Source organism: Rahnella sp. CG8, from assembly GCF_023701875.1.
GTDB classification, from domain to species: Bacteria; Pseudomonadota; Gammaproteobacteria; order Enterobacterales; family Enterobacteriaceae; genus Rahnella; species Rahnella aceris.
Map to the genome: position 1 here is coordinate 267821 of NZ_JABAED010000001.1, position 21289 is coordinate 289109.

A 21289-nucleotide genomic window follows, 5' to 3' on the forward strand; every position below is an offset into this window, starting at 1 on the left:
CCTTCGCTTGCCGCCTTCCTGCCATGCCAATGCCTTAGGGGATTTCAGTGTGCTTTTAATTCAGGGGGTTAAAAGTTTTCATCTACTTCTATACATAAAACGTGCCAGTTTCGGATGCTTGTTTTTATCTATGTATTTCAGTTGGTTATATAAAAATGACGTAACGATGACGAAATGTCGGGCTGATGTCATGTCTGTTTCGTCACCGCATCGACAGTTATGTCGACAGCCGCTGTCAGAGGCTTTCGGGCCGGAAAGGGGCGATTCCCAGCCCCTGATCCAGCGCAGGCAATAGCTGATACAGGCGGTTCACGGCCTGTTCAACGGCGGCACTCATCGGGAAGTAAAAAGCCACCACGTCCGGCTGAATGCCGACAAAGGTGATCTGCGGGATGTCTTCACGCAATTGCTGAATAAGGAACGTCAGCGGCAGATTGTGGGTGGTCATCATGAACATCTCAGCGATGTCATCTTCATCGATAATGCGCATTTCACCGGGCGCCAGCCCCATGTCGGTGGCATCGACAATCACCAGATGCGCAGGCCGCAGTTCGCGTAAATAACCGATGTCGTTTTCTGGTGCCGCACCGCCGTCAACCACAGTCCAGCCGGACAGCGGTTTTTCAGCGCACAGTTCGGCCAGCCGCGGGCCGGCACCGTCGTCGCCCATCATGCTGTTGCCCACGCACAGCAATGCGTAGCGGGAGGATAAATCAGGCATCGTATCTCCTGACCATCAGGTACATGGCGGGGTCGTTTTCAATCTGGGCAAGCAGGGTGATCAGCGCATCGCTCCAGCCCTGTTGCGTATCACTCATGTACGGGCGGGCAGCGCTCAGCGCCAGCGCCAGCAGGTGGGTGTGGCTGCTGTCGATAATGATCTCTCCGAAACGCTGCACACCGGCCAGTTTTCGATATGCTTCGCTGTTTTCGGGCAGGCAGTCAATCCAGTGCATATACCCGTCGAGAGGGCATTCGAGACGGGATTTCAGGCAGTCGATCACCCCGAGGTGATGGCCGATCGCCAGGCTGTAATACACCACTTCCTGCACTTTTTGCGAACTGCGTTTCAGGGCGCTTTTCTCATCGACAAACTTGCTGCTCAGCGAATAGAAAATCACTTTGTTCTTGTCCGGCTGATGACCGGCGTAGGGTTGATGTCGCGCGTAGCGCTGGTCGTTGACGGAGGTCATCACAGGTGTACCTCGCCACGCAGAACCTGCTGATAAATGTGCTGCAGGTTGCCGACAATTTCGTTGAGACGCAGATCGCCTTGTTCTTCAAGATATGCAGAAACGCGCTGTTCCACGGGTTGTAAGCCGGGCGCGGCCACGATATCCATAAAGGTGTCGGCAATCTGACGGCCATAACGGTAACCGGCCATCCGGCGCGCTTCGCGGTCCAGCAACACGCGCAGCGGCTGCGGTAAATCCGGGTGCAGCAGCAGAGCCGGTTCGGTGGCCGCCTCATCGTGTTGCTGGCCTTTGATCTTCTGATCCAGCAAACCCAGCGCCATCGCAAAACCATAAATGGTGGCGGCCGGTGTCGGCGGGCAACCCGGAATATACACATCCACCGGCACGATTTTGTCAGTGCCGCCCCACACGCAATACAGATCGTGGAAGATGCCGCCGCTGTTGCCGCAGGCGCCGTAGGAAATGCAGATTTTCGGATCCGGCGCAGAATCCCAGGCGCGCAGCGCCGGAATACGCATGGCGCGGGTCACGGCACCGGTGAACAGCAAAATGTCTGCGTGGCGCGGCGACGGGACCACTTTAATCCCAAAGCGTTCGGCGTCGAACAGCGGGGAAATGGCGGCGAAAATCTCAATTTCACAGCCGTTACAGCCGCCGCAGTCCACGCGGTAAACGTAAGCTGAGCGGCGGATGCTGTGAAGCAGTGTGGATTTCAGTTTGGCAATGCTTTCATCCAGCGTGACGGGTACCGGCAGGCCATTTTCGTCACGCGGAGCAATCAGGTTATGACTCATGAATGAGCCTCCGTGGTCATGTGCCGGCCAATATCAATACGGTCGGAGGAAGAAAGGCTGTGCAGTTTTTTGCATTCGGGGCAGGTTTCATACTGCTCCCGGCGGTCAGCAACTTGCCGGTCGCTCAGGGCGGCGCTTTCCTGCAACAGGCTGAGTGCGAAGTCGATTTCCTTTTGTACCGCGTAAGGTTTGCCGCAGGCACGGCAGTGACAGATGGGGAAATCCGCGGTCTCAAACAGGTCTTCTTTACGCCAGACTGCCAGTTCAAATTCCTGCGACAGTCTGATGGCCGCCGTCGGGCAGACTTCCTCGCAGCGGGCGCAGAAAATGCAGCGGCCTAAGAACAGTTGCCAGCGGAGGGTTTCGCCGTCTTCTGCCGTGGTCATGGTCAGCGCGTTAGACGGGCAGGCGTTGGCACATGCGCCGCAGGCAATACACTGCTGTGCGGTGTATTGCGGTTTGCCGCGAAAATTCGCTGCCAGATCCAGCGGCTTAAACGGATAAGCCACGGTTGCGGTGCCGGTTTTAAGCACTTTTTTAATCAGTTTCAGCATGATGGGAGCAGCTCCTCAAAGCGGCGAATTTTTGCGTTCGATGCCGTAGCGTTCGATCTCTTTGTAAGGCACGACGATGGACGTTTTCTTACGCACATCGACAACCGTCATGCGGTCGGTGCAGGAATAACAAGGATCGAGACTGCCGATAATCAGCGGCGCATCGGAGACCGTATTGCCGCGCAACATGTAACGCAGCGTCGGCCAGTTGGCGTAAGTCGCCGCACGGCAACGCCAGCGGAACAGCTTTTGGTTGTCGCCGGTCATGCTCCAGTGAATGTCGTCACCGCGTGGTGCTTCAGCAAAACCGAGGGCGAAACGGTGAGGAATATAATTAAAGCCTTCCACCGCCAGCGGGCCGCCGGGCAGGCTTTGCAGGCCGAACTCGATCATATTCAGGGCGTTAAACACTTCGTGGATGCGCACTTTCAGGCGGGAATAAACGTCGTTACCGGTTTCGCTGCACAGTTCAAATGGCAGTTTGGCGTAACCGGCATAAGGGTGATCCTGTCGCATATCGCGGCGGTGACCGCTGCCGCGCACCATCGGGCCGACATTACTGAAATCCCGCGCTACCTGCGGATCCAGAATACCGACGCCGATACTGCGCTGCCGGGTATTTGGCGTGCTGAGCAGGATATCCACCAGCTCGTTAAGATCCCGGCGCATGCTGCCCGCCAGCGCAATGGTGGCGATCATGTCGTCTTTGAGGATGTCACGGCGGATGCCGCCGATCAGGTTCATGCCGTAGGTTTTACGCGCGCCGGTCAGGATTTCTGCCATCTTCATCGACTGTTCACGGACGCGGAAAAACTGCATGAAACCGGAATCAAAACCGACAAAATGACAGGCAAGCCCGAGGTTCAGCAGATGGCTGTGCAGACGTTCGACTTCCAGCAGAATAGAACGGATCATCTGGGCGCGTTCCGGCACCACGATACCCATCGCGTTTTCGACCGAAGAGGTGTACGCCACGCTGTGCGTGAAGCCGCAGATGCCGCAAACGCGGTCTGAGAGGAAGGTGACTTCGTTGTAGCCCATGCGGGTTTCGGCCAGTTTCTCCATGCCACGGTGCACGTAAAACAGCCGGTAATCGGCATCGATAATGTCTTCACCGTCAACGAACAGACGAAAGTGTCCCGGTTCGTCAGAAGTGACGTGCAGCGGACCAATCGGCACAATTTTGCTGCCTTCTTTGGCTTCGGAAATAAACGGATAGGTTTCTTCGTCCGTGGTAGGTGCCGGGCGCTGGCGGTAATCCATCGCATCTTTGCGCAGCGGGTATAAATCGTCCGGCCAGTCATCCGGCAGCACCAGACGGCGTTCGTCCGGCAACCCGACCGGGCGCAACCCGTACATATCACGCACTTCACGTTCGCCCCAGACCGCTGCCGGTACGCGCGGTGTCACGGAAGGGAATTCCAGCGACACAGGATCCACTTCGGCGCGCACGGTGATCCAGCACTTCACCCCCTTTTCCATCGACAGCACGTAATACAGCGCGTAATTGCCGCACAGCGTCCGTTCGTCATTGCCGAATAACACGGAGAGCCAGCCGCCCTGCTGGTAATACAACCATTCGACCACTTCCGGCAGCCAGTTCAGCCTGATGGTGACGGTCGCCTGCGTGTCGGTCTGCCATTCACTGCCTAAGATCGCCGACGGAAACTGCTTCGCCAGCGCGGCCAGATACTCTTTACCGACCGGGTTTTGATTTAATGCAGTATTGAACTCACTCATTACAAAGCCTCTTCCCGCCGCAGCGGGACAAGAAAAATGTCAGGTCAGCCTGCGACCAGCCAGGAAACCAGCGCCAGAAACGCCAGCCCGAAACCCGCCCAGGTGGTGCGGGAAGTTTTAAGAAAGCGCAGACGGGCGACGCTGTTCTCGATGAGCGCCACCACAAATACCGCGATCAGCAGTTTCACCAGACACAGCACCACGGCGGTCAGCAACGTCAGCGGCGTGAGTTGCTCCGCCAGTCCGAACGGGAAAAACAGACCAAGGAATAGCTGCAACACCACCAGTTGTTTCAGGCTGATGCCGATTTTCAGCACGCCCAGCGCCGCGCCGGAGTATTCGGTCAGCGGGCCTTCCTGTAATTCCTGCTCGGCTTCCGCCATGTCGAACGGCAGCTTGCCCATTTCAATATAGGTCGCGAATGCACAGGCCAGACCGGCCAGAACGAGGGTTAAGGAAGACGACAGCGGCCAGTGCAGAACACGGGCGGCAATGGCGCCAAGCGAGGTGGAACCGGCGACCAGCGCCGCAATCCACAGCCCGAGCAGCAGAATGGGCTCGACCAGCACGCCAAGCACCGCTTCACGGCTGGCGCCGATGCCGGTGAAGGTGCTGCCGGTATCCAGCCCGGCGATGGCAAACACAAAACGCACCACGGCAAACAGGTAGATGACCGTGATCAGATCGCCCGCCGCGCCCATTGGCGACGCCAGCGTCACCACTGGCAGGGCGGTGGCGATCACCAGTAAGCCGCCGGTCAGCAGGTACGGCATGCTGCGAAACGCCGCACCGGCCGCGGCGGGTGCGACACTCTGGCGGGTCAGCAGTTTGGTGATATCACGGTATTCCTGTAACACGCCCGGTCCCTGACGGTTGTGCATCCGTGCGCGCATTACGCGACTGAATCCGGCAAACAGCGGCGCGAGCGCCAGCAACGCAATCGCCTGAATCAGCGCCAGCGGCCACAACGAACCCGCGAGTAAGAATGAAGTGTTCATAGTCAGTTCCTCAGGCAAAAGCCACGACCAGCAACACGGCCAGTTCGATGAAAGCCAGACGACGGCAGAAGGCACCCAGCCAGCCACGGTGCAGCGCGGCCACCAGCGGAGCCGGTGTCATGTGCTGACGCAGGCGATAAAGCGGGGCAAACATCACGCGCAGCGGTTGGGCAAAACCCGTCGCTGTCACCACCATGTCAGCGGAATGGCCGTAGCCACAGGCCCAGGCATCGCCGCGTGAACGGTTTGGCAGACGGGAACCGCGCAATACCGTGGCGGCAATCCACGGCAGCAGCGGCATGCCCAGCAGCAGAATGGCGACCATCGGCGCGGATACCGCAGACGTGGCGGAGAACGCCGCGCCATGTCCGGCGGCCTGTAAAACAGGCACGTTCAGCACTGAGGCGGCAACGGCGGAGAAGTGCGGAATCAACCACGGCGAGGCGACACCGAAAACCACACACAACAGCGCCAGCAATACGCTGCTGAGTGTCATCAGTCGCGGGGCAGGCGTGGCGTCTGCCGCCGCCGGACTGCGTGGTGTGCCTAAGAAAGTGACGCCGAAAACTTTGGCAATACACATCAGCGCCAGCGCACCGGTCAGGGCCAGACCGACCGCCAGCAGCGGCCCGAGCAGACGTGCGATAAACACGTGACCCGCACTCAGCTGGAACAGCGACTGATACAGCAGCCATTCGCTGGCAAAGCCGTTCAGCGGCGGCAGGGCAGCCATCGACATCAGGGCAATCAGCATCGACACGGCGGTCCACGGCATCAGACGGGCGATCCCGCCGAGTTTTTCCATGTCCTTAATGCCGGTCTGCATTTCGATTTCACCGGCACCGAGGAACAGCGCGGTTTTAAACAACCCGTGATTAAACAGGTGAAACAATCCGGCCAGCAGGGCGAGCGAAGCCAGCAGCGGCAGATTCAGCGCCACGCCCACCATGGCGCCGCCGATGCCGAGCAAAATAATCCCGACGTTTTCCAGCGTGTGATAGGCCAGCAGACGGCGGATATCGTGCTCCATCAGCGCGTACAGGCCGCCGATAAATGCGGTCAGGATTGCCAGAAGCAATACCATCAGGCCCCACCAGAGTGGCGGTGCGCCGAGCAAGTCCAGACCGACTTTTACGATGCCAATAATGCCGATTTTCATCAGCGCCGAAGAGAACAGGGCAGCGGCGTGGGCGGGGGCGCTGGAATGCGACTGCGGCACCCAGGCGTGCAGCGGGATAATCCCGGCGTAGAGTCCGAAACCGGCCAGTGCCAGCAGGAAAGCCAGCGATCTAATGCCTGGCGTAAACGTGGTGTGGCGAAGAACCTCAAAATCCAGACTGCCGCTGGCGTGATGCAGCAGCGCAAACGCCAGGATCAGACACAGCGTGCCGAGGCGGCCGGATAAAAACTGATTCAGACCGGCACGGCGGCTTTTCACATCGTCGGCTTGTACGATCATGAAATACGCACACAGCGCGGCCATTTCCATCATCAGGATCAGTTCAGCCGCATTGGCGGAAATCGCCGCGGCAGTCAGCGCCGCCAGCAGCAGATTGCATAACAACCCGGTACGGGCGCGCTGCCGTGGACGGGCATTCGCCAGCCATGCGCAGGCATACAGGCTGCTGAACAAGGCCGTTACCGACATCGCCAGTAACAACAATGCATTCAGCGGGCTGAAGCTGGCGCGGTAAGGCAGAACCGGCAGTGTAAGGGTCACCGGTGCGCCACTGTTAACCATCTGAATCGCAGCGATAATAACCGCCACGGATGCCACCATGCTGCCAGCGCCTGAAATCAGGCTGCTTAATTTCGCGGCTCCTGCCAGTAACCCGCAGATAATGCCGCTGAAAACCCAGACCAGCAGCGCCAGCGTCAACAGTGACGCCGGATCCAACGCTAATAGTGCCGTCATTGTTTGGCCTCCGTGTCAGGCGCACTAAAGGATGTCAGCCCGGCCGGGAATACATTCATCGCATTCAGGCGTTTTTGCTGGCTGGCATTGTCAGACAGACTGGCCGTGATAAGCCGGATGGCCTGTGTGGGACAGGTCTTGATGCATGCCGGACCCTCAGGGCTGAAGCTGCATAAATCGCATTTCACTGCCACCGCGCGAACCCCCGGCACACAATCCAGGAAAGGGCTGATCGCACGTGGCGGGCGCGGCGCGGGCGGCGCTTTTGAGGTGTTACAGTCGACGGGCATGTCCAGCGGCGTGCTGCCGGAAAAGGTGATGGCACCGAACGGGCAGGCAAGCCCGCACAGTTTGCAACTGACGCAGAGGCTTTCATTGAGATGAATCGCGTCGTTTTCACGGGTGATAGCATTAACCGGACACACCTGCGCGCAGGGGGCATCTTCACACTGGTGACACATCACCGGCGCGGAATCCAGACGGTTTCGCATCACCTGCAAACGGGGGGCAGATTGTAAACCGTGACGCTGGTGTTCCTGCGAACAACTGGCCATACAGGTATTGCAGCCAATACAAAGTTTCGGATCAGCTATCACATATTGATTCATGGCATTTTTAAAGCTCATGAAGTCTCCTTGGTATTTCGTCAAAGGTGACGAAATCGGCACTTAAATTGACATTTCGACATTTATGTCGGAATAGATCCCAGTAAAAAAACGGCAATGAAAAACATTCCTGTTATGCCGGTGTGATAATGTATTTCTGAATGTAAATCAGGCGTGGTCGAGTAATTTATCGAGTTGCGAATGAATGGGCTGATTAGTTTTCAGTGAGTCAAAAATACACTGATAAATAGCCGATATTTTATTGAGATAATGTTCCAGCACGGCGTTCTTATCTTTAATATCCACGGTGCCATCCACCCGGCCTTCTTCACTCAGCGTGGCGTGTGCAAACGCTCTGAAGTCGGGTTCTTCACCGCTGTGCGCCATGTTCAGGCTGTAAACGATATCCTGACTGTAGAAGTCGTCGCTGAGATGAATACTGACGGAAAAATGGTTAAACAGGGTGAAGCGGATATCCTGATCTTCGCCGCAACTGAATTCATGGTTTATCTTTTTATTTGAATGGGTTATGGCCTGTGTCAGGCTGTTCTGATACAGGCGCCATTGTGATTTCAGATGGCTGTTTTTGCTGGCTATATAATCCGCTTTACTGGTCAGTTCGCTGAGAGTGCTCATTGTCATTACCCGTTATTGAGGTGTGCGTAGGTGCCTTTCCGGTCCGTCTTTATGCAGAAAGTGACGACGAAAATACGGCGCATACATCCCTGCTGGCATAAAACGTGCCAGTTTCCGGTTTTGTTTAATAACTGCTTTATTATTAAAAGGTTAAGATATTTAAAACCTGTGTGCCCGGTCGCATGAAAAACATAATGACATGTCGATGACACGGTATTTCGACATATATGACGGACTGCGCCGGGATTATTCCGCTATCCGGTTTTCTTCTCCGTGTCTCCGTGTCGAAAAATTGTGGCATCAATATTGCTACTTACCTTCCCATGCGCTGTTTATTAATCTCCTGACGGAGAGGGAAATAATGCACGAGATTACGTTGTGCCAGAACGCCGTGGAAATAATGCAACAGTTTGGACGGCAAAATAATGCCCGGAGAATTACGGCGGTATGGATGGAAATTGGCGCGTTTTCCTGCGTCGAACCTGAAGCGGTGCAATTTTGCTTCGAACTGGCGTGCCGCGAAACACTCGCTGAAGGCTGTGAATTGCATCTCCACACACCGGCGGCAGAAAGCTGGTGCTACACGTGCCAGCAGGACATCACTTTACTCAGCCCCGGCGTGCTGCTGTGTCCGCACTGTGGCGGACGTGATGTGCGGGTGGTGGCCGATGACGGCATGAAAATTAAACGAATCGAAATCGAATAACGGGCACCCGATGTGCCCGGGGAGAAAGCTATGTGCAGTACCTGCGGTTGTGCCAGCGGCGAACTTCGTATCGAAGGCGTCAGCCCTGAACACACTCATCACCATTCCCATGATCACGATGATTCACATGATCATCGCCACGGTCTGCCGTTTGCACCGCGACGCCTGGTGGACATCGAAATGGACGTGCTGGCGAAGAATAACCATATCGCTGCCCATAACCGCGAGCATTTTGCGGCGGCGGGCATTCTGGCACTGAATCTGGTGTCCAGCCCCGGCTCCGGTAAAACGACCCTGCTGACCAGCACCCTGACCCGGCTGGCACCGTATTTCGACTGCGCGGTGATAGAAGGCGATCAGCAAACCACTCACGATGCCGATCGTATCCGTGCCACCGGCGTCCCGGCGATCCAGGTGAATACCGGTAAAGGCTGCCATCTGGACGCGCAAATGGTTCATGATGCGCTGCATCAGCTGTCGCCAAACAATAACAGCCTGTTGTTTATCGAAAATGTCGGCAATCTGGTGTGTCCGGCCAGTTTTGATCTCGGTGAATTGCACAAAGTGGCAGTGCTGTCCGTCACGGAAGGCGAGGACAAGCCGCTGAAATATCCGCATATGTTTGCCGCATCGCGCCTGATGGTCCTCAATAAAATCGACCTGTTGCCGTATGTCAGTTTTGACGTCGAAGCCTGTATTGCCAATGCGCGCCAGGTCAATCCGCAGATTGAAGTGATCCGGCTTTCTGCCACTACCGGCGAAGGTATGGAGCAGTGGCTGGTCTGGCTGGAGCAGCAACGATGTGCATAGGCATTCCGGGACAAATCGTCGCGCTGCATGACCAGCAGCCTGATCACGCCTGGGCAGAAGTCTGCGGTCTGCGCCGCGAAGTGAATATTGCGCTGGTGTGCGACGGCCAGCCACAAACGCTGATCGGCGGCTGGGTGTTAATCCACGTCGGTTTTGCATTGAGCAAACTTGATGAACAGGAAGCACAAGAAACGCTGGCTGCGCTGCACGCGATGGAAGAAGTAGAAGCCGATGTCGCCCTGTTTCTCGGTGCGGGAGAGGCCCGATAATGCGTTTTGTTGATGAATTCCGTGATCCGAAACTGGCGAAAACGCTGATTGAACGGCTGCATCAGCGGGCGGCATTACTGCCTTACACCGCTGAAAAACCCATGCAGATTATGGAAGTGTGCGGCGGCCATACCCATGCCATTTTCAAATTCGGGCTGGATAAACTGCTGCCCCCGCAACTGGAATTTATCCACGGGCCGGGGTGTCCGGTGTGCGTGTTACCGATGGGGCGTATCGATGCCTGCTGTGAAATTGCCGCACATCCCGACGTGATTTTCTGCACCTTTGGCGACGCGCTGCGCGTGCCCGGCAAGCAAGGCTCGCTGTTGCAGGCGCGCGAACGGGGTGCCGATGTGCGTGTGGTTTATTCCCCGCTGGATACGCTGAAACTGGCCCGTGCAAATCCGGCACGTCAGGTGGTGTTTTTCGCCCTCGGTTTTGAAACCACGCTGCCGGTTACCGCTGTCACGCTGCAACAGGCACGGCGCGAACGTCTGCCCAATTTCAGCGTGTTCTGTCAGCACATCAGCCTGATGCCGACCTTACGCAGCCTGCTCTCACAGGATGATGTGCGGATTGATGCTTTTCTGGCTCCCGGTCACGTCAGCATGGTGACGGGCACCGCACCTTATCATTTCATCAATGAAGAATTCGGCAAGCCACTGGTGATCAGCGGCTTTGAGCCACTCGATATGCTGCAAAGCGTGCTGATGCTGGTGGAACAAGTTTGCGAGGCATCGTGTAAAACGGAAAACCAGTATCGCCGCGTGGTGCCGGAAGAGGGTAACCTGCTGGCACAGGAAGCGATGCGCGAAGTGTTTACGCTTGCCGGTAGCAGCGAGTGGCGCGGTCTGGGGGTGATTGAAGCCTCAGGGATTTCCCTGGCCCCCGCCTATGCCTCATTTGATGCAGAGCGGCGCTTTAACCCGCAGGCACAACCGGTAGCGGACGATCCCCGCTCCCGTTGCGGTGAAGTGCTGACCGGGCGCTGCAAGCCGCATGAGTGCCCGCTGTTTGGCACCGCTTGTACGCCACATAATGCATTTGGTGCGCTGATGGTGTCTTCTGAAGGTGCGTGCGCGGCGTGGTATCAGTACCGGCATCAGGAAACGGCAATGGCGGATAAACCGCAGCAAAAGCATCAACAGCAGAAGGTAAGTCAGGATGAGTGATCGCAAAGAAGTCGTCACAATGGCGCATGGCAGCGGCGGCCGCGCCATGCAACAGATGATCGAACAGATGTTCATCAGCGCATTTGATAATCCCTGGCTTAACGAACGGGAAGATGGCGCACGATTGTCACTTGCCAGCCTGAGTGCACAGGGCGACCGGCTGGCGTTTACCACGGACAGTTACGTGATTGATCCCATCTTTTTCCCCGGCGGCAATATCGGCAAGCTGGCGGTGTGCGGCACGGCAAACGATCTGGCGGTCTGCGGGGCGACACCCGCCTATCTTTCCTGCGGTTTTATTCTGGAAGAAGGGTTAGCGCTGGATGACTTACAAAAAATAGTCAGCGCGATGGCGCAGACCGCACATGCTGCGGGCATTGCCATTGTGACCGGCGACACCAAGGTCGTGCAGCGAGGTGCCGCCGACAAAATCTTTATTAATACCGCCGGGATCGGCGTGATCCCAACGGCCGTTAACTGGGCCGCCGGTACGATAAAAGCAGGCGATAAAGTGATCGTCAGCGGGACGCTCGGCGATCATGGTGCGGCGATCCTCAATCTGCGTGAAAAGCTGGGGATGGATCTGGGCGTGGAAAGTGACTGCGCGGTGCTTGCGCCGATGATTGCACCACTGCGACCGCTGGCTGGCGTGCATGCCTTACGTGATGCCACGCGCGGCGGGGTGAATGCGATTTTGCATGAATTCAGCGCCGCCAGTGGTTTTGGGATATGCATCGACGAAACCGCGTTGCCGGTGAAACCGGCTGTGCGTGGCATCTGTGAATTACTGGGGCTGGAACCGCTGAATTTTGCCAATGAAGGCAAACTGGTGATCGTCGTGTCCGACCGGGCCGAAGAGCAGGTGCTGAACCTGTTACGCAGTCATCCGCTGGGCGCTGATGCGGCGACTATCGGCGAGGTGACGATAAGTCCGCAGGTGTGTCTGCGCGGCGCGCTGGGTGTTTCCCGCCAGTTAATGTTGCCCCATGCGGAGCCATTACCCCGCATTTGTTGATCTCGTCAGGGGAGCGCGCCGCCGCGAAGGCGTAAACTTTCTTAATCGTTTCTTCAAAAACGCTTTACATCAAAAGCCAGAGCCCACGGTATGCAGAGTGCAACAATGAGCACCACAAAACACAAAGGATTACTGGAACTGACGCGCACATTGCTGCTGCAACAGAACATGACATCGCTGCTGGAAACCCTGACGCAAGTGGTGCAGAGCGCCGGTATTGCGGAGGCTGTGACGCTGGTGTTGTTCGACAATAACAGCGAACGCGTCAGTTTTTATGGCATCGATCCGCATCATCAGCCGGTCAGTTATGAAGATGAAACGCTGCTGGCGACCGGGCCGGTACATGCCTTGCTGAGCAATCCTAAAACGCAGGTCTGGCGCAGTGAAGCGTTGCATCTGCGCTATCCGCAACTGGCGGCGCTGAACCTGTATCCGGCGTTTACCGATTATTGTCTGGTGCCTCTGCTGGCCTCTTCCGGCTTGCTGGGGGGCTGTGAGTTTACCCGTCAGCACGCGACCCCGTTCAGTGAGGAAGACAAGAACGGTCTTTATGAGCTTTGTACGCTGGCGGCCATTGCGGTCGAACAAATCCAGTTGCGCGAAAACGCCTCGCTCCAGCAATCCCTGCTGCGCCATGAACGTGACGATTTCCGCATTCTGGTGGATATCACCAACGCCGTCCTGTCCAAGCTGGATCTCGACGAACTGACCGGCGAAATCGCCAAGACTATTCACCATTTCTTTCACATTAATGCCATCAGCATTGTGTTGTGTGATGCCGATAAAGACAGCGAACAGGCCAGTGTTTACGCGACACATTATGTGCAGACGCACGTCGCGGAGCGTGAACAGTCGCGCATGACGCTGGAGGGTTCCCTGGAACAGCAGGTGATGAAAAATGGCGAAATGTTGCTGACTAACGTGCGGTCCGCCGAAGAACCGGATAACGATGAAAGCACGTTGTTCCAGCTGTTATGGCGGGATCAGACCAAAACCCTGTGCATTCTGCCGTTACGTTTTGGTCATAAAACGCTGGGTGTGTTGAAACTGGCACAGTGCCAGCCGGATAACTTTAATTCCGCTAATCTGCGCGTGTTGCAGCAAATCGCCGAACGCATTGCAATTGCCGTGGATAACGCACTGGCCTATCAGGAAATTAAAAGCCTGAAGGAAAAACTGCAACACGAAAACCTGTATCTCACCGAGCAGATAAACAGCAATAACCCGGATTTCAGCGACATTGTCGGCCGCAGTTCCAGCATGTCGGCGGTGCTGAAACAGGTTGAGATCGTGGCGAAAAGCGACTGTTCTGTGCTGATCCTCGGCGAAACCGGCACCGGTAAAGAGCTGATCGCCCGTGCGATCCATAATCTCGGCGATCGTCGTGATCAGCGCATGGTGAAAATGAACTGCGCGGCCATGCCTGCCGGATTAATGGAAAGCGATTTATTCGGCCATGAAAAAGGCTCGTTTACCGGGGCTACCGCTCAGCGGATGGGGCGTTTTGAACTGGCCGATAAAGGCACCTTATTTCTCGATGAAGTGGGTGAAATTCCGATTGAACTGCAACCCAAGTTGCTGCGCATTTTGCAGGAGCAGGAGTTCGAGCGTGTCGGCGGCAATAAACTGATTTCGGTGGATGTGCGGATGATCGCTGCGACCAACCGCGACCTGTGCCAGATGGTTGCCGATAAAGAATTCCGCAGTGATCTGTATTACCGGCTGAATGTGTTCCCGATTGTCATCCCGCCGTTGCGTGAGCGCCCTGAAGACATTCCGCAACTGGTGAAATTCCTGACCTATAAAATCGCCAAGCGCATGAAACGCACCATCGACAGTATTCCCGCCGAGACCTTGCGTTTATTAAGCCGGATGCCCTGGCCGGGCAATGTGCGTGAACTGGAAAATGTTATTGAACGCGCTGTGCTGCTGACCCGCGGAACGGTGCTGGATTTACAACTTCCTGAGCTGAATTATCCGTTGCCGGTGTCTCAGCCGGAGAGGGTGATGCCCGCGCCTGATACTGCGCCCGCCCCGCATTTGAATGAGGAAGACGAACGCGAACGTATTCTTCAGGTACTTAAGGAGACCAACGGCGTGGTCGCCGGTCCGCGTGGTGCGGCACAACGTCTGGGGTTAAAACGTACGACGTTGTTGTCGAGAATGAAAAAACTGGGGATTGCCGCGCATTAACCGGTTCAGACTGCTTTTACCGCACCGGACAATGAAATATGGCCGATGCGGTAATGCTGCCCGTCGCCTGCCAGCGGATTTCTCCCCGCCGTAAAATGGATTTTCTTCCAGTTTGTCGTGTCCCAGGCGGTGACGTCGATAAGTCTGTCGCTCACCGTTTGCTCACTGAATGGCGCAAGGTCACTGAACGGTGCGATATCCGTTATCTCTCTTTTCGCATATACCGCCTCCGCGACGTTTCCGCTGACATGTGCCGTCAGCACCGGATAAACCCGGATCTGCGGCCAGCCGAAGGCGCCGGCGACGCCCTGAAAACCTGCACCTGAAATAAAACGGTTCATATCTGATACGTCCTGCCACAGGTAAAACGGCGCGTAGATATTTTCTGCGCTGCCGGTTTGCAGGCCGTTGCGGCGGGCATAGAGATAGGTTTTGAAAATAAGCCCTGCAAAACCGTCCGTCCGATATCCGTTATCCGCAATGCGCTTTTCAATAATGCCCATGTCGTAGTCCGCAGGCAGGGTAAAACTGTATTGCATGGCAATCATGACCGGGCTCCTTGCGCAATTCTGAACATTTCACCGTGACTGAATGACCAGTCTTCCGGCTGCGTAAAACTCACCACCACCATCACATCAGCCTGAGAAATTCCCAGTGTGAGGTGTAATTTTTCGGCCAGATGGTGGAACAGTTGCTGTTTCTGATAACCGTTACGCGGTTTGCCTGCGGTGATGTGAAACAGCAGAAAATCGTCTGAACGCCGGTCATTTTCACCGGCTAAATAGGTCGGGTTGATCACCCGCTGGTGGCGGCTGACCGGTTCGAATAACTGAAAATAATCATCTTTGGGCACGGAAAAGTGATCAACCAGCGCTTCCTGTAATATGGCTGAAATGGCATCCTGCCAGGCATCCGTGCGGTGGGCTGGTAAAGAAATTCGGCTAAAAGGCATCGGTTGTTCCTCCGGTTACGGGGCGCGGGTTACTGGTCATTGAGAGCGGCGAAGCGGCTCAGGGCGGATGCCGCTGCGGGCCAGCCGGCATAAAATGCCAGATGGGTGATCACTTCTGAAAGTTCGGCCTGTGAGACCCCGTTTTTTACCGCCAGGCTCAGATGAAAAGGCAGTTGTTCAACGCGATTGAGGGCAATCAGTGCGGCAACGGTGATCAGGCTGCGATCACGCGCAGACAATTCATTTCTTTTCCACAGATCGCCGAACAGCACCTGTTCCGTCAGTTCTGCAAATTTGGGCGTCAGACGCGCCATGGTATCCAGCGTCTGTGTTTGGGACGAGGTCGTGCTCATATCAGGCTCCTTTTTGTCGGTGTGAAAAGGAGCATAAGGCGTTATGATTATCCTGAATATCGAAAATAACAGCAGCATTAGTCCATAAAAACGGGATGATTAAGCATGGCGAAAAGACCGGTCACTTTTGATTCAGAAGCCTTGCGCAGTTTTGTTACCGGCATTGAGCTGGGGAGTTTTGTGCTGGCCGCCGACCGGCTGGGACGCTCCACATCTGCCGTCAGCGCGCAGCTGAAAAAGCTGGAGCAACAGGCGGGCACGGAGCTGGTACAGAAATCCGGACGACACCTGATCCTGACCGGACGCGGCGAAGTGATGCTGAGTTATGCGCGGCGGATCCTCAGCCTGAATGATGAGGCCAGCGCTGTGCTGCTCGCCAGTACGCTGAGTGGCAGCCTGAATCTGGGCATGCAGGAGGATTTCGGCGAAACCCTGTTACCGGCCATTCTCGGCACATTCACCCGCGCACATCCGCAGGTGCAGGTTTCCGCCAGTATTACCCGTAATCAGCAATTGCTGGACGGGATCCGGCATAACGAGTTTGATCTGGCGGTGTGCTGGCAGGCTGATGAAACGCCACTTTTCCCGTCAAGCCGCTCGCTCGGACGGATACCGCTGCGCTGGATTGGCCCTGAAAGTTTCGACCTGAAGCACTATCAGGAAACCGGCGAACCGTTGCCCTTGCTGGTGTTCGAAGCGCCATGCCTGATGCGGAATGCCGCAACGACGGCGCTGGATAACGCCGGTATTGCGTGGCGGATAGCCTTCACCAGCCGCAGCCTGAGCGGGATTTGGGCGGCGATGTCGGCGGGTCTGGGGGTGACTGTTCGTACGGATTTCGGTATGCCATCAACCGTACGGATTTTGCAGGAATTGCCCGCGCCGGGTGAGGTGGGGATCAGCCTTCATCAGAGCCTGACGCCCCCGGGCGAGGCGGCCGCCAGCCTGAGAGAGTCGATTGTCGGCTTCTTTACGCAGCAGCACTGAGCCGCTGTGACTATTTTTTAGCCGGTTGCTGACGATAATGTTCCAGACGTTCGCGAAAATAAGCGCGCAGATGTTCCGGCTGCTCCATCTCCACTTCTTCTGCGTTGACCGGCAGATGGTTGCGCTCACGCACCACGACAGTCCCGGCTGCCAGCCCGGCGCTCACTTTATCCATTTCCTCTTTACTCAGTCCTGCGAGTGCTTTGTTCATGGTTTCTCCTTTTGATTGTTCTGTTACGTTGTCGGGCAAAGCCTCTATTCTACTGCGGTTCCGGCCAGTGTCTTTAACATGCCGTCAGCGAAATATGTCTCCAGCAATGCCGGGTCGGTTTTCTGATGTTCCGATGAAAGAAATTTGGCAATAGCATTGCGATCATCTTCTCCCCAAATAAAGATTTTATCGGGATGATAAAAAGCATGTTTTTTTATTGAGGCATTATTGGTGATCAGTTTCTTATTAAAAGCCATGGCTTCGAGAGCACGCAGCGTTAATCCGCATTGATCCGGCTTGTTGATCTCAAGAACGACAGAAGCTCGCTTCAGCTTTTCAATATTTTGCTGATAACTGATTTTCTGATTGATACAACAGTCCGGGTAATCCGGGGTTCCGTTGCAATCGCCCACCAGATAAAAGTCGGTCTGGCAGTGATTCTGGCGCAATACCGGTGTCAGGTCGTTAATGAGTTTTGCCCGATAATCATCAAACCCGCCGACATAAAAGCATGAGCAGGATGACGGCGTATTTGCCGGTTCCGATTGCCACGCAGCCATGTTATGGCGGGTGAACGGCAAAAACTGGTCAACATAAGAAAGTCCGTATTTCCGGCAATCTTCGGGATCAAAACTGTAAATAACATCAAAAACAGCGGTGACCCGGTCGAGATAATTTTCGTCATGGGAAAGTAATTTCAGCCGACGTCTTTTAGACGTAAGCGCGGCCACTGAGTCGCGCAATACCAATATTTTTTTGCATTTGGGCAGGGAAAGTAAATCCAGCATCAGAAATGCGCTGTAGCCGTTACAAATGATGATGTCGGTTTCACGCACGCGGCGGAACTTGATAGCAATCTGAAATTTCCGGTGCCAGTGTTTGAGCCGCTTTCCCGGCAGCAAAGAGTGGACAGATTTAAAGTGTTTTTTGACGTGATAAATCGTATGCACATTAAATTCTTTTTTCAGTGCAGAGGTCATCATCCGTTCGTACTCTGAGTTCCATTCGATGAAATGTATTTTCGGTGGTTGCGAAAGATGGTTTTTCATTGTTTCTCCCTTTATGACCAAAGTTTAGCATTTTCAGTGCATAAAAGTGTTGATGCGGCCTGGAAAGCCATCCCATCTCACAACGGGTTTACAAAATCGCCAAAAACAGGCCATTATTTATCCTTCCCCTGACCGGAACGGAGCCTGAAAAATGACCCGAATGACAGCGAAAGATTTCCCGCCTGAACTCCTCGAATATTTTGATTTTTACGTGCACGGCAAAATGACCAAACGTGAGTTTCTTGATCTCTCGGCGAAGTTTGTGGCAGGCGGATTGTCGCTGGCTGCGCTGACAACGCTGATGACGCCGAACTATGCCTACGCCGAACAGGTGCAATTCACCGATCCGGATATTGTGGCGGAATACATTCAGTATCCGTCGCCGCAGGGACACGGCAGCGTGAAAGGCTATCTGGTGCGTCCGGCCAAAGTGACCGGTAAAGTGCCTGGTGTGGTGGTGGTGCATGAAAATCGCGGGCTGAATCCGTATATCGAAGATGTCGCGCGGCGGGTGGCGAAAGCCGGATTTGTCGCGCTGGCGCCGGACGGGCTGAGTTCGGTCGGCGGTTATCCGGGCAATGATGAGAAAGGGCGCGAACTGCAAAAACACATTGATCCGGCCAAACTGATGAACGACTTTTTTGCGGCGGTAGAATTTCTGATGCACCACGAGACTGGCACCGGCAAAGTCGGCATCTCCGGTTTCTGTTACGGCGGTGGCGTGGCGAATGCGGCGGCGGTGGCTTACGCTGAACTGGCGGCCGCCGTGCCGTTCTACGGGCGTCAGCCGAAAGCGGAAGATGTGCCGCGTATCAAAGCGCCGTTATTGCTGCATTATGCTGAACTGGATAAACCCATTACCGAAGGCTGGCCGGCGTATGAAGCGGCGCTGAAGGCCAATAACAAAGTTTATGAAGCGCATATTTATCCCGGCGTGAACCACGGTTTCCACAATGATTCGACGCCGCGTTATGACAAAGCGGCGGCGGATTTAGCGTGGGAAAGAACCATTGCCTGGTTTAAAAAGTACCTCGAACCGCAGACAGAAAGCGCATAAAAGAAAAGGGCGGGATCGCAAAATCCCGCCCTTTTTTTACGTTTCAGACGCCCGTTATGATTTCAGGATGCCATCGAAATCCGAGGCATCATGGCGCTCTTCCAGTTGTTCATCACCCCAGGTGCGGTTCACAATGCGTCCGCGTTTCACCGCCGGACGGCCCGCCACTTCAGCCGCCCAGCGCTGGAAGTGCTTATAAGATTCGATGTCGAGGAATTTAGCCGATTCATACAGACCGCCCTGCGCCAGGCTGCCATACCAGGTGAAAATGGCGATATCAGCAATCGTGTATTCTTCCCCGGCAATAAAACGGTGTTCAGCAAGCTGACGGTCTAATACGTCGAGCTGGCGTTTGGCTTCCATCGTAAAGCGGTTAATGGCGTATTCGATTTTGACCGGCGCGTAATGGTAGAAGTGACCGAAACCGCCGCCAAGATACGGCGCGGAACCTTGCAGCCAGAACAACCAGTTCAGGGTTTCAGTGCGACCGGCGAGATCTTTTGGCAGGAATTGGCCAAATTTTTCCGCCAGATACAGCAGGATGTTGCCGGATTCAAACACGCGGATTGGCGGTGTGGTTGAGTTATCCAGCAGCGCCGGAATTTTTGAGTTCGGGTTAACGTCAACAAAGCCGCTGGAGAACTGATCGCCTTCATTGATGCGGATAATAAACGCATCGTATTCCGCACCGCTGATGCCCAGCGCCAGTAACTCTTCCAGCAGGATCGTCACTTTCTGGCCGTTCGGCGTGCCAAGGGAATAGAGCTGAAGCGGGTGCTTACCCACCGGCAGCGTTTTTTCGTGCGTCGGGCCCGCTATCGGGCGGTTGATGTTCGAGAACTTGCTGACTTCATCTTTATTCCAGGTCCAGACTTCAGGGGGCTGATACTGTTCTGACATTGCATTCTCCGCATCTTTTTTTGAGGTTAAGACTCAAAAGTCTAGCAGGAGATAATCAATGGCGACGCTGAGAATGTGCCTTCGGGGGCGCGGCTAACTGGCGGCAGGATACAACCCCTTGCGCTTCCATTTCACATCGGCCACTGACTGGCCGTTGTGAATTCTCCCCTGTAACAGCAAATTGAATTTCGCGCCGGTAGCGCGCATCAGGCGGCTTTGCAGAATATACACTGCCTCGGTGCCCAGCTCGCGGCACGGCAAATGCACGGCAGTGAAACTTTGTGCCGCTGATGTTTTCATGTCGTGCGCAAAATCGATACTCATCACCGAAATATCTTCCGGGACTTTAAAACCGTATTCGTTCAGGGCATCAATGGTGGCCTGTGCAATCTGATCGCCTCCGCATAAGATGGCTGATGGCATGGTTTCCCGTTTATGCCCCCGGAGATACTTCTCAATATTTTCTCTCGCCTGTTCCCCTCCGCTGCCATGATTGACCAGCAAATGCAGGGCTTCGTCGAATACCACATGGTGTTCAAGGCAGGCGCGTTTAAAGCCATCGAGGCGCTGCATCATGGTTTCACGACGCAGGTCGGTGAACAATAAAACGGGGCGGTGACCTCTGGTAAACAGATAGTTGGCGGCACTGTAACCGATGGAATAATGATCGGCAGAAACACAGTCCAGACGCATCTCGCTGTCCTTGGCGTTGATCATTACCACCGGTTTGTTAGATTCTGCTGCCAGCCGATACAGCATCACGTCATCAATACCGATAATGACAATGCCGTCGACATCCGGCTGATGAAGTGCCTGCATAAAAACAGCGATATCCGGTTCATTGACTGCCAGCGCGCATTTACGTATGTGAATATCAAAACGCGCAACTTCCGCCGTTATTTCCTGAATCACTTCATAATAATAACGATCTTCATGGGGAGAGAAGGCGGCGGGTGGCGCACAGAGCAACAGGCAATTCATTAACAAACGGCTGGCCGGAATGTCACGCAAAATACCCATTGTTCTGGCATGGGCAAATACTTTCTCTTTTGCCTGGAGACTGACATTGGCTTTCCCTGCCAGCACACGGGAAACGGTACTCGGAGAAAGCCCGGTTAACTCCGCTATTTGCCTGATTTTTAATTTTCCCGTCATTTTGTGATCAATGCCTCAAATG

The 21289-nt window shown here is 55.2% G+C and carries 24 protein-coding genes; 8 read left to right on the forward strand and 16 right to left on the reverse strand.

The genetic code is table 11. The annotated features are described in order from the left end of the window. Positions 1-235 precede the first annotated feature (235 nt). The 9 genes from hycI to hycA form a co-directional block, all read right to left on the reverse strand. Positions 236-721, reverse strand: coding sequence for a hydrogenase maturation peptidase HycI (gene hycI, locus HGO41_RS01315; RefSeq protein WP_121019561.1), 486 nt, complete (start codon positions 719-721; stop codon positions 236-238). After that, entirely contained in the window at positions 714-1193 is a 480-nt protein-coding gene (hycH, locus tag HGO41_RS01320; RefSeq protein ID WP_013574480.1) for a formate hydrogenlyase maturation protein HycH, read from the reverse strand. The genes hycI and hycH overlap by 8 nt, the downstream gene beginning before the upstream one ends. Next, positions 1193-1990 (reverse strand): NADH-quinone oxidoreductase subunit B family protein, encoded by a 798-nt coding sequence (locus HGO41_RS01325; RefSeq protein ID WP_013574481.1) that lies wholly within the window; start codon positions 1988-1990, stop codon positions 1193-1195. The genes hycH and HGO41_RS01325 overlap by 1 nt, the downstream gene beginning before the upstream one ends. Continuing rightward, a complete protein-coding gene (locus HGO41_RS01330) occupies positions 1987-2544 on the reverse strand; it encodes a formate hydrogenlyase complex iron-sulfur subunit (RefSeq protein WP_013574482.1) in 558 nt (185 codons plus the stop codon). The genes HGO41_RS01325 and HGO41_RS01330 overlap by 4 nt, the downstream gene beginning before the upstream one ends. Positions 2545-2559: 15 nt before the next feature. Continuing rightward, on the reverse strand, positions 2560-4284 hold the full coding sequence (locus HGO41_RS01335; protein ID WP_015689510.1) for a hydrogenase large subunit: 1725 nt from the start codon (positions 4282-4284) through the stop codon (positions 2560-2562). Positions 4285-4328: 44 nt separating this feature from the next. Further along, on the reverse strand, positions 4329-5282 hold the full coding sequence (locus HGO41_RS01340; RefSeq protein WP_112151242.1) for a respiratory chain complex I subunit 1 family protein: 954 nt from the start codon (positions 5280-5282) through the stop codon (positions 4329-4331). Positions 5283-5292: 10 nt separating this feature from the next. Continuing rightward, positions 5293-7197 (reverse strand): proton-conducting transporter transmembrane domain-containing protein, encoded by a 1905-nt coding sequence (locus tag HGO41_RS01345; RefSeq protein ID WP_112151241.1) that lies wholly within the window; start codon positions 7195-7197, stop codon positions 5293-5295. Continuing rightward, entirely contained in the window at positions 7194-7805 is a 612-nt protein-coding gene (locus HGO41_RS01350; protein ID WP_183065344.1) for a 4Fe-4S dicluster domain-containing protein, read from the reverse strand. Before HGO41_RS01350 ends, HGO41_RS01345 begins: the two co-directional genes overlap by 4 nt. A 165-nt stretch (positions 7806-7970) precedes the next feature. Continuing rightward, positions 7971-8438: a formate hydrogenlyase regulator HycA gene (gene hycA, locus HGO41_RS01355; RefSeq protein ID WP_013574487.1), complete on the reverse strand. Its 468-nt coding sequence runs from the start codon at positions 8436-8438 to the stop codon at positions 7971-7973. Positions 8439-8799: 361 nt separating this feature from the next. Here hycA and hypA point away from each other — a divergent pair, with 361 nt between their 5' ends. The 6 genes from hypA to flhA all read left to right on the forward strand — a co-directional run bounded on the left by hypA (position 8800) and on the right by flhA (position 14603). Continuing rightward, a complete protein-coding gene (gene hypA / locus HGO41_RS01360; protein ID WP_013574488.1) occupies positions 8800-9144 on the forward strand; it encodes a hydrogenase maturation nickel metallochaperone HypA in 345 nt (114 codons plus the stop codon). 30 nt (positions 9145-9174) lie between these two features. Next, positions 9175-9954, forward strand: coding sequence for a hydrogenase nickel incorporation protein HypB (gene hypB, locus HGO41_RS01365; RefSeq protein ID WP_015689514.1), 780 nt, complete (start codon positions 9175-9177; stop codon positions 9952-9954). Next, positions 9945-10223, forward strand: coding sequence for a HypC/HybG/HupF family hydrogenase formation chaperone (hypC, locus tag HGO41_RS01370; RefSeq protein WP_013574490.1), 279 nt, complete (start codon positions 9945-9947; stop codon positions 10221-10223). The genes hypB and hypC overlap by 10 nt, the downstream gene beginning before the upstream one ends. Further along, a complete protein-coding gene (gene hypD / locus HGO41_RS01375; protein WP_013574491.1) occupies positions 10223-11395 on the forward strand; it encodes a hydrogenase formation protein HypD in 1173 nt (390 codons plus the stop codon). The genes hypC and hypD overlap by 1 nt, the downstream gene beginning before the upstream one ends. Further along, positions 11388-12410 (forward strand): hydrogenase expression/formation protein HypE, encoded by a 1023-nt coding sequence (gene hypE, locus HGO41_RS01380; protein WP_013574492.1) that lies wholly within the window; start codon positions 11388-11390, stop codon positions 12408-12410. Before hypD ends, hypE begins: the two co-directional genes overlap by 8 nt. 105 nt (positions 12411-12515) lie before the next feature. After that, on the forward strand, positions 12516-14603 hold the full coding sequence (gene flhA / locus HGO41_RS01385; RefSeq protein ID WP_015689516.1) for a formate hydrogenlyase transcriptional activator FlhA: 2088 nt from the start codon (positions 12516-12518) through the stop codon (positions 14601-14603). 5 nt (positions 14604-14608) lie between these two features. Here flhA and HGO41_RS01390 read toward each other — a convergent pair whose 3' ends face one another. From HGO41_RS01390 to HGO41_RS01400, 3 genes are read right to left on the reverse strand one after another with little or no spacing between them, the layout of a single operon-like run. After that, positions 14609-15151, reverse strand: coding sequence for a DUF4865 family protein (locus HGO41_RS01390; RefSeq protein ID WP_131638712.1), 543 nt, complete (start codon positions 15149-15151; stop codon positions 14609-14611). Then, a complete protein-coding gene (locus HGO41_RS01395; protein WP_250980699.1) occupies positions 15148-15555 on the reverse strand; it encodes a tautomerase family protein in 408 nt (135 codons plus the stop codon). Before HGO41_RS01395 ends, HGO41_RS01390 begins: the two co-directional genes overlap by 4 nt. Before the next feature lie 29 nt (positions 15556-15584). Then, the gene (locus HGO41_RS01400; RefSeq protein ID WP_013574496.1) at positions 15585-15908 is read right to left on the reverse strand and encodes a carboxymuconolactone decarboxylase family protein; all 324 of its coding nucleotides are present in this window, start codon (positions 15906-15908) and stop codon (positions 15585-15587) included. Positions 15909-16013: 105 nt separating this feature from the next. Here HGO41_RS01400 and HGO41_RS01405 point away from each other — a divergent pair, with 105 nt between their 5' ends. Further along, a complete protein-coding gene (locus HGO41_RS01405) occupies positions 16014-16895 on the forward strand; it encodes a LysR substrate-binding domain-containing protein (protein WP_250980700.1) in 882 nt (293 codons plus the stop codon). Positions 16896-16905: 10 nt separating this feature from the next. Here HGO41_RS01405 and HGO41_RS01410 read toward each other — a convergent pair whose 3' ends face one another. Both HGO41_RS01410 and HGO41_RS01415 read right to left on the reverse strand, forming a co-directional pair. Next, complete coding sequence (locus HGO41_RS01410; protein ID WP_013574498.1) at positions 16906-17106, reverse strand: DNA polymerase III subunit theta; 201 nt, start codon at positions 17104-17106, stop codon at positions 16906-16908. Positions 17107-17150: 44 nt separating this feature from the next. Then, complete coding sequence (locus tag HGO41_RS01415; RefSeq protein ID WP_250980701.1) at positions 17151-18155, reverse strand: WaaS/CpsH family glycosyltransferase; 1005 nt, start codon at positions 18153-18155, stop codon at positions 17151-17153. A gap of 151 nt (positions 18156-18306) precedes the next feature. On the opposite strand from HGO41_RS01415, the gene yghX reads away from it, so the two are divergent. After that, the gene (yghX, locus tag HGO41_RS01420) at positions 18307-19212 is read left to right on the forward strand and encodes a YghX family hydrolase (protein WP_250980702.1); all 906 of its coding nucleotides are present in this window, start codon (positions 18307-18309) and stop codon (positions 19210-19212) included. Positions 19213-19266: 54 nt separating this feature from the next. Here yghX and yghU read toward each other — a convergent pair whose 3' ends face one another. Continuing rightward, positions 19267-20112: a glutathione-dependent disulfide-bond oxidoreductase gene (gene yghU, locus HGO41_RS01425; RefSeq protein WP_013574501.1), complete on the reverse strand. Its 846-nt coding sequence runs from the start codon at positions 20110-20112 to the stop codon at positions 19267-19269. Positions 20113-20205: 93 nt separating this feature from the next. Beyond that, positions 20206-21267, reverse strand: a complete 1062-nt coding sequence (locus HGO41_RS01430) for a LacI family DNA-binding transcriptional regulator (protein WP_013574502.1) — start codon at positions 21265-21267, stop codon at positions 20206-20208. Positions 21268-21289 lie beyond the last annotated feature (22 nt).

Bases quoted from the DNA above. Each gene is read 5' to 3' on its own strand.
- hypC (WP_013574490.1), top strand. From the start codon at position 9,945: ATGTGCATAGGCATTCCGGGACAAATCGTCGCGCTGCATGACCAGCAG.
- HGO41_RS01405 (WP_250980700.1), top strand. From the start codon at position 16,014: ATGGCGAAAAGACCGGTCACTTTTGATTCAGAAGCCTTGCGCAGTTTT.
- yghU (WP_013574501.1), bottom strand. From the start codon at position 20,112: ATGTCAGAACAGTATCAGCCCCCTGAAGTCTGGACCTGGAATAAAGAT.
- HGO41_RS01415 (WP_250980701.1), bottom strand. From the start codon at position 18,155: ATGAAAAACCATCTTTCGCAACCACCGAAAATACATTTCATCGAATGG.
- HGO41_RS01345 (WP_112151241.1), bottom strand. From the start codon at position 7,197: ATGACGGCACTATTAGCGTTGGATCCGGCGTCACTGTTGACGCTGGCG.
- HGO41_RS01410 (WP_013574498.1), bottom strand. From the start codon at position 17,106: ATGAACAAAGCACTCGCAGGACTGAGTAAAGAGGAAATGGATAAAGTG.
- HGO41_RS01400 (WP_013574496.1), bottom strand. From the start codon at position 15,908: ATGAGCACGACCTCGTCCCAAACACAGACGCTGGATACCATGGCGCGT.
- HGO41_RS01430 (WP_013574502.1), bottom strand. From the start codon at position 21,267: ATGACGGGAAAATTAAAAATCAGGCAAATAGCGGAGTTAACCGGGCTT.
- hypA (WP_013574488.1), top strand. From the start codon at position 8,800: ATGCACGAGATTACGTTGTGCCAGAACGCCGTGGAAATAATGCAACAG.
- hypE (WP_013574492.1), top strand. From the start codon at position 11,388: ATGAGTGATCGCAAAGAAGTCGTCACAATGGCGCATGGCAGCGGCGGC.
- HGO41_RS01330 (WP_013574482.1), bottom strand. From the start codon at position 2,544: ATGCTGAAACTGATTAAAAAAGTGCTTAAAACCGGCACCGCAACCGTG.
- hycI (WP_121019561.1), bottom strand. From the start codon at position 721: ATGCCTGATTTATCCTCCCGCTACGCATTGCTGTGCGTGGGCAACAGC.
- flhA (WP_015689516.1), top strand. From the start codon at position 12,516: ATGAGCACCACAAAACACAAAGGATTACTGGAACTGACGCGCACATTG.
- HGO41_RS01325 (WP_013574481.1), bottom strand. From the start codon at position 1,990: ATGAGTCATAACCTGATTGCTCCGCGTGACGAAAATGGCCTGCCGGTA.
- hycA (WP_013574487.1), bottom strand. From the start codon at position 8,438: ATGAGCACTCTCAGCGAACTGACCAGTAAAGCGGATTATATAGCCAGC.
- yghX (WP_250980702.1), top strand. From the start codon at position 18,307: ATGACCCGAATGACAGCGAAAGATTTCCCGCCTGAACTCCTCGAATAT.
- HGO41_RS01395 (WP_250980699.1), bottom strand. From the start codon at position 15,555: ATGCCTTTTAGCCGAATTTCTTTACCAGCCCACCGCACGGATGCCTGG.
- hycH (WP_013574480.1), bottom strand. From the start codon at position 1,193: ATGACCTCCGTCAACGACCAGCGCTACGCGCGACATCAACCCTACGCC.
- HGO41_RS01335 (WP_015689510.1), bottom strand. From the start codon at position 4,284: ATGAGTGAGTTCAATACTGCATTAAATCAAAACCCGGTCGGTAAAGAG.
- HGO41_RS01340 (WP_112151242.1), bottom strand. From the start codon at position 5,282: ATGAACACTTCATTCTTACTCGCGGGTTCGTTGTGGCCGCTGGCGCTG.
- hypD (WP_013574491.1), top strand. From the start codon at position 10,223: ATGCGTTTTGTTGATGAATTCCGTGATCCGAAACTGGCGAAAACGCTG.
- HGO41_RS01350 (WP_183065344.1), bottom strand. From the start codon at position 7,805: ATGAATCAATATGTGATAGCTGATCCGAAACTTTGTATTGGCTGCAAT.
- hypB (WP_015689514.1), top strand. From the start codon at position 9,175: ATGTGCAGTACCTGCGGTTGTGCCAGCGGCGAACTTCGTATCGAAGGC.
- HGO41_RS01390 (WP_131638712.1), bottom strand. From the start codon at position 15,151: ATGATTGCCATGCAATACAGTTTTACCCTGCCTGCGGACTACGACATG.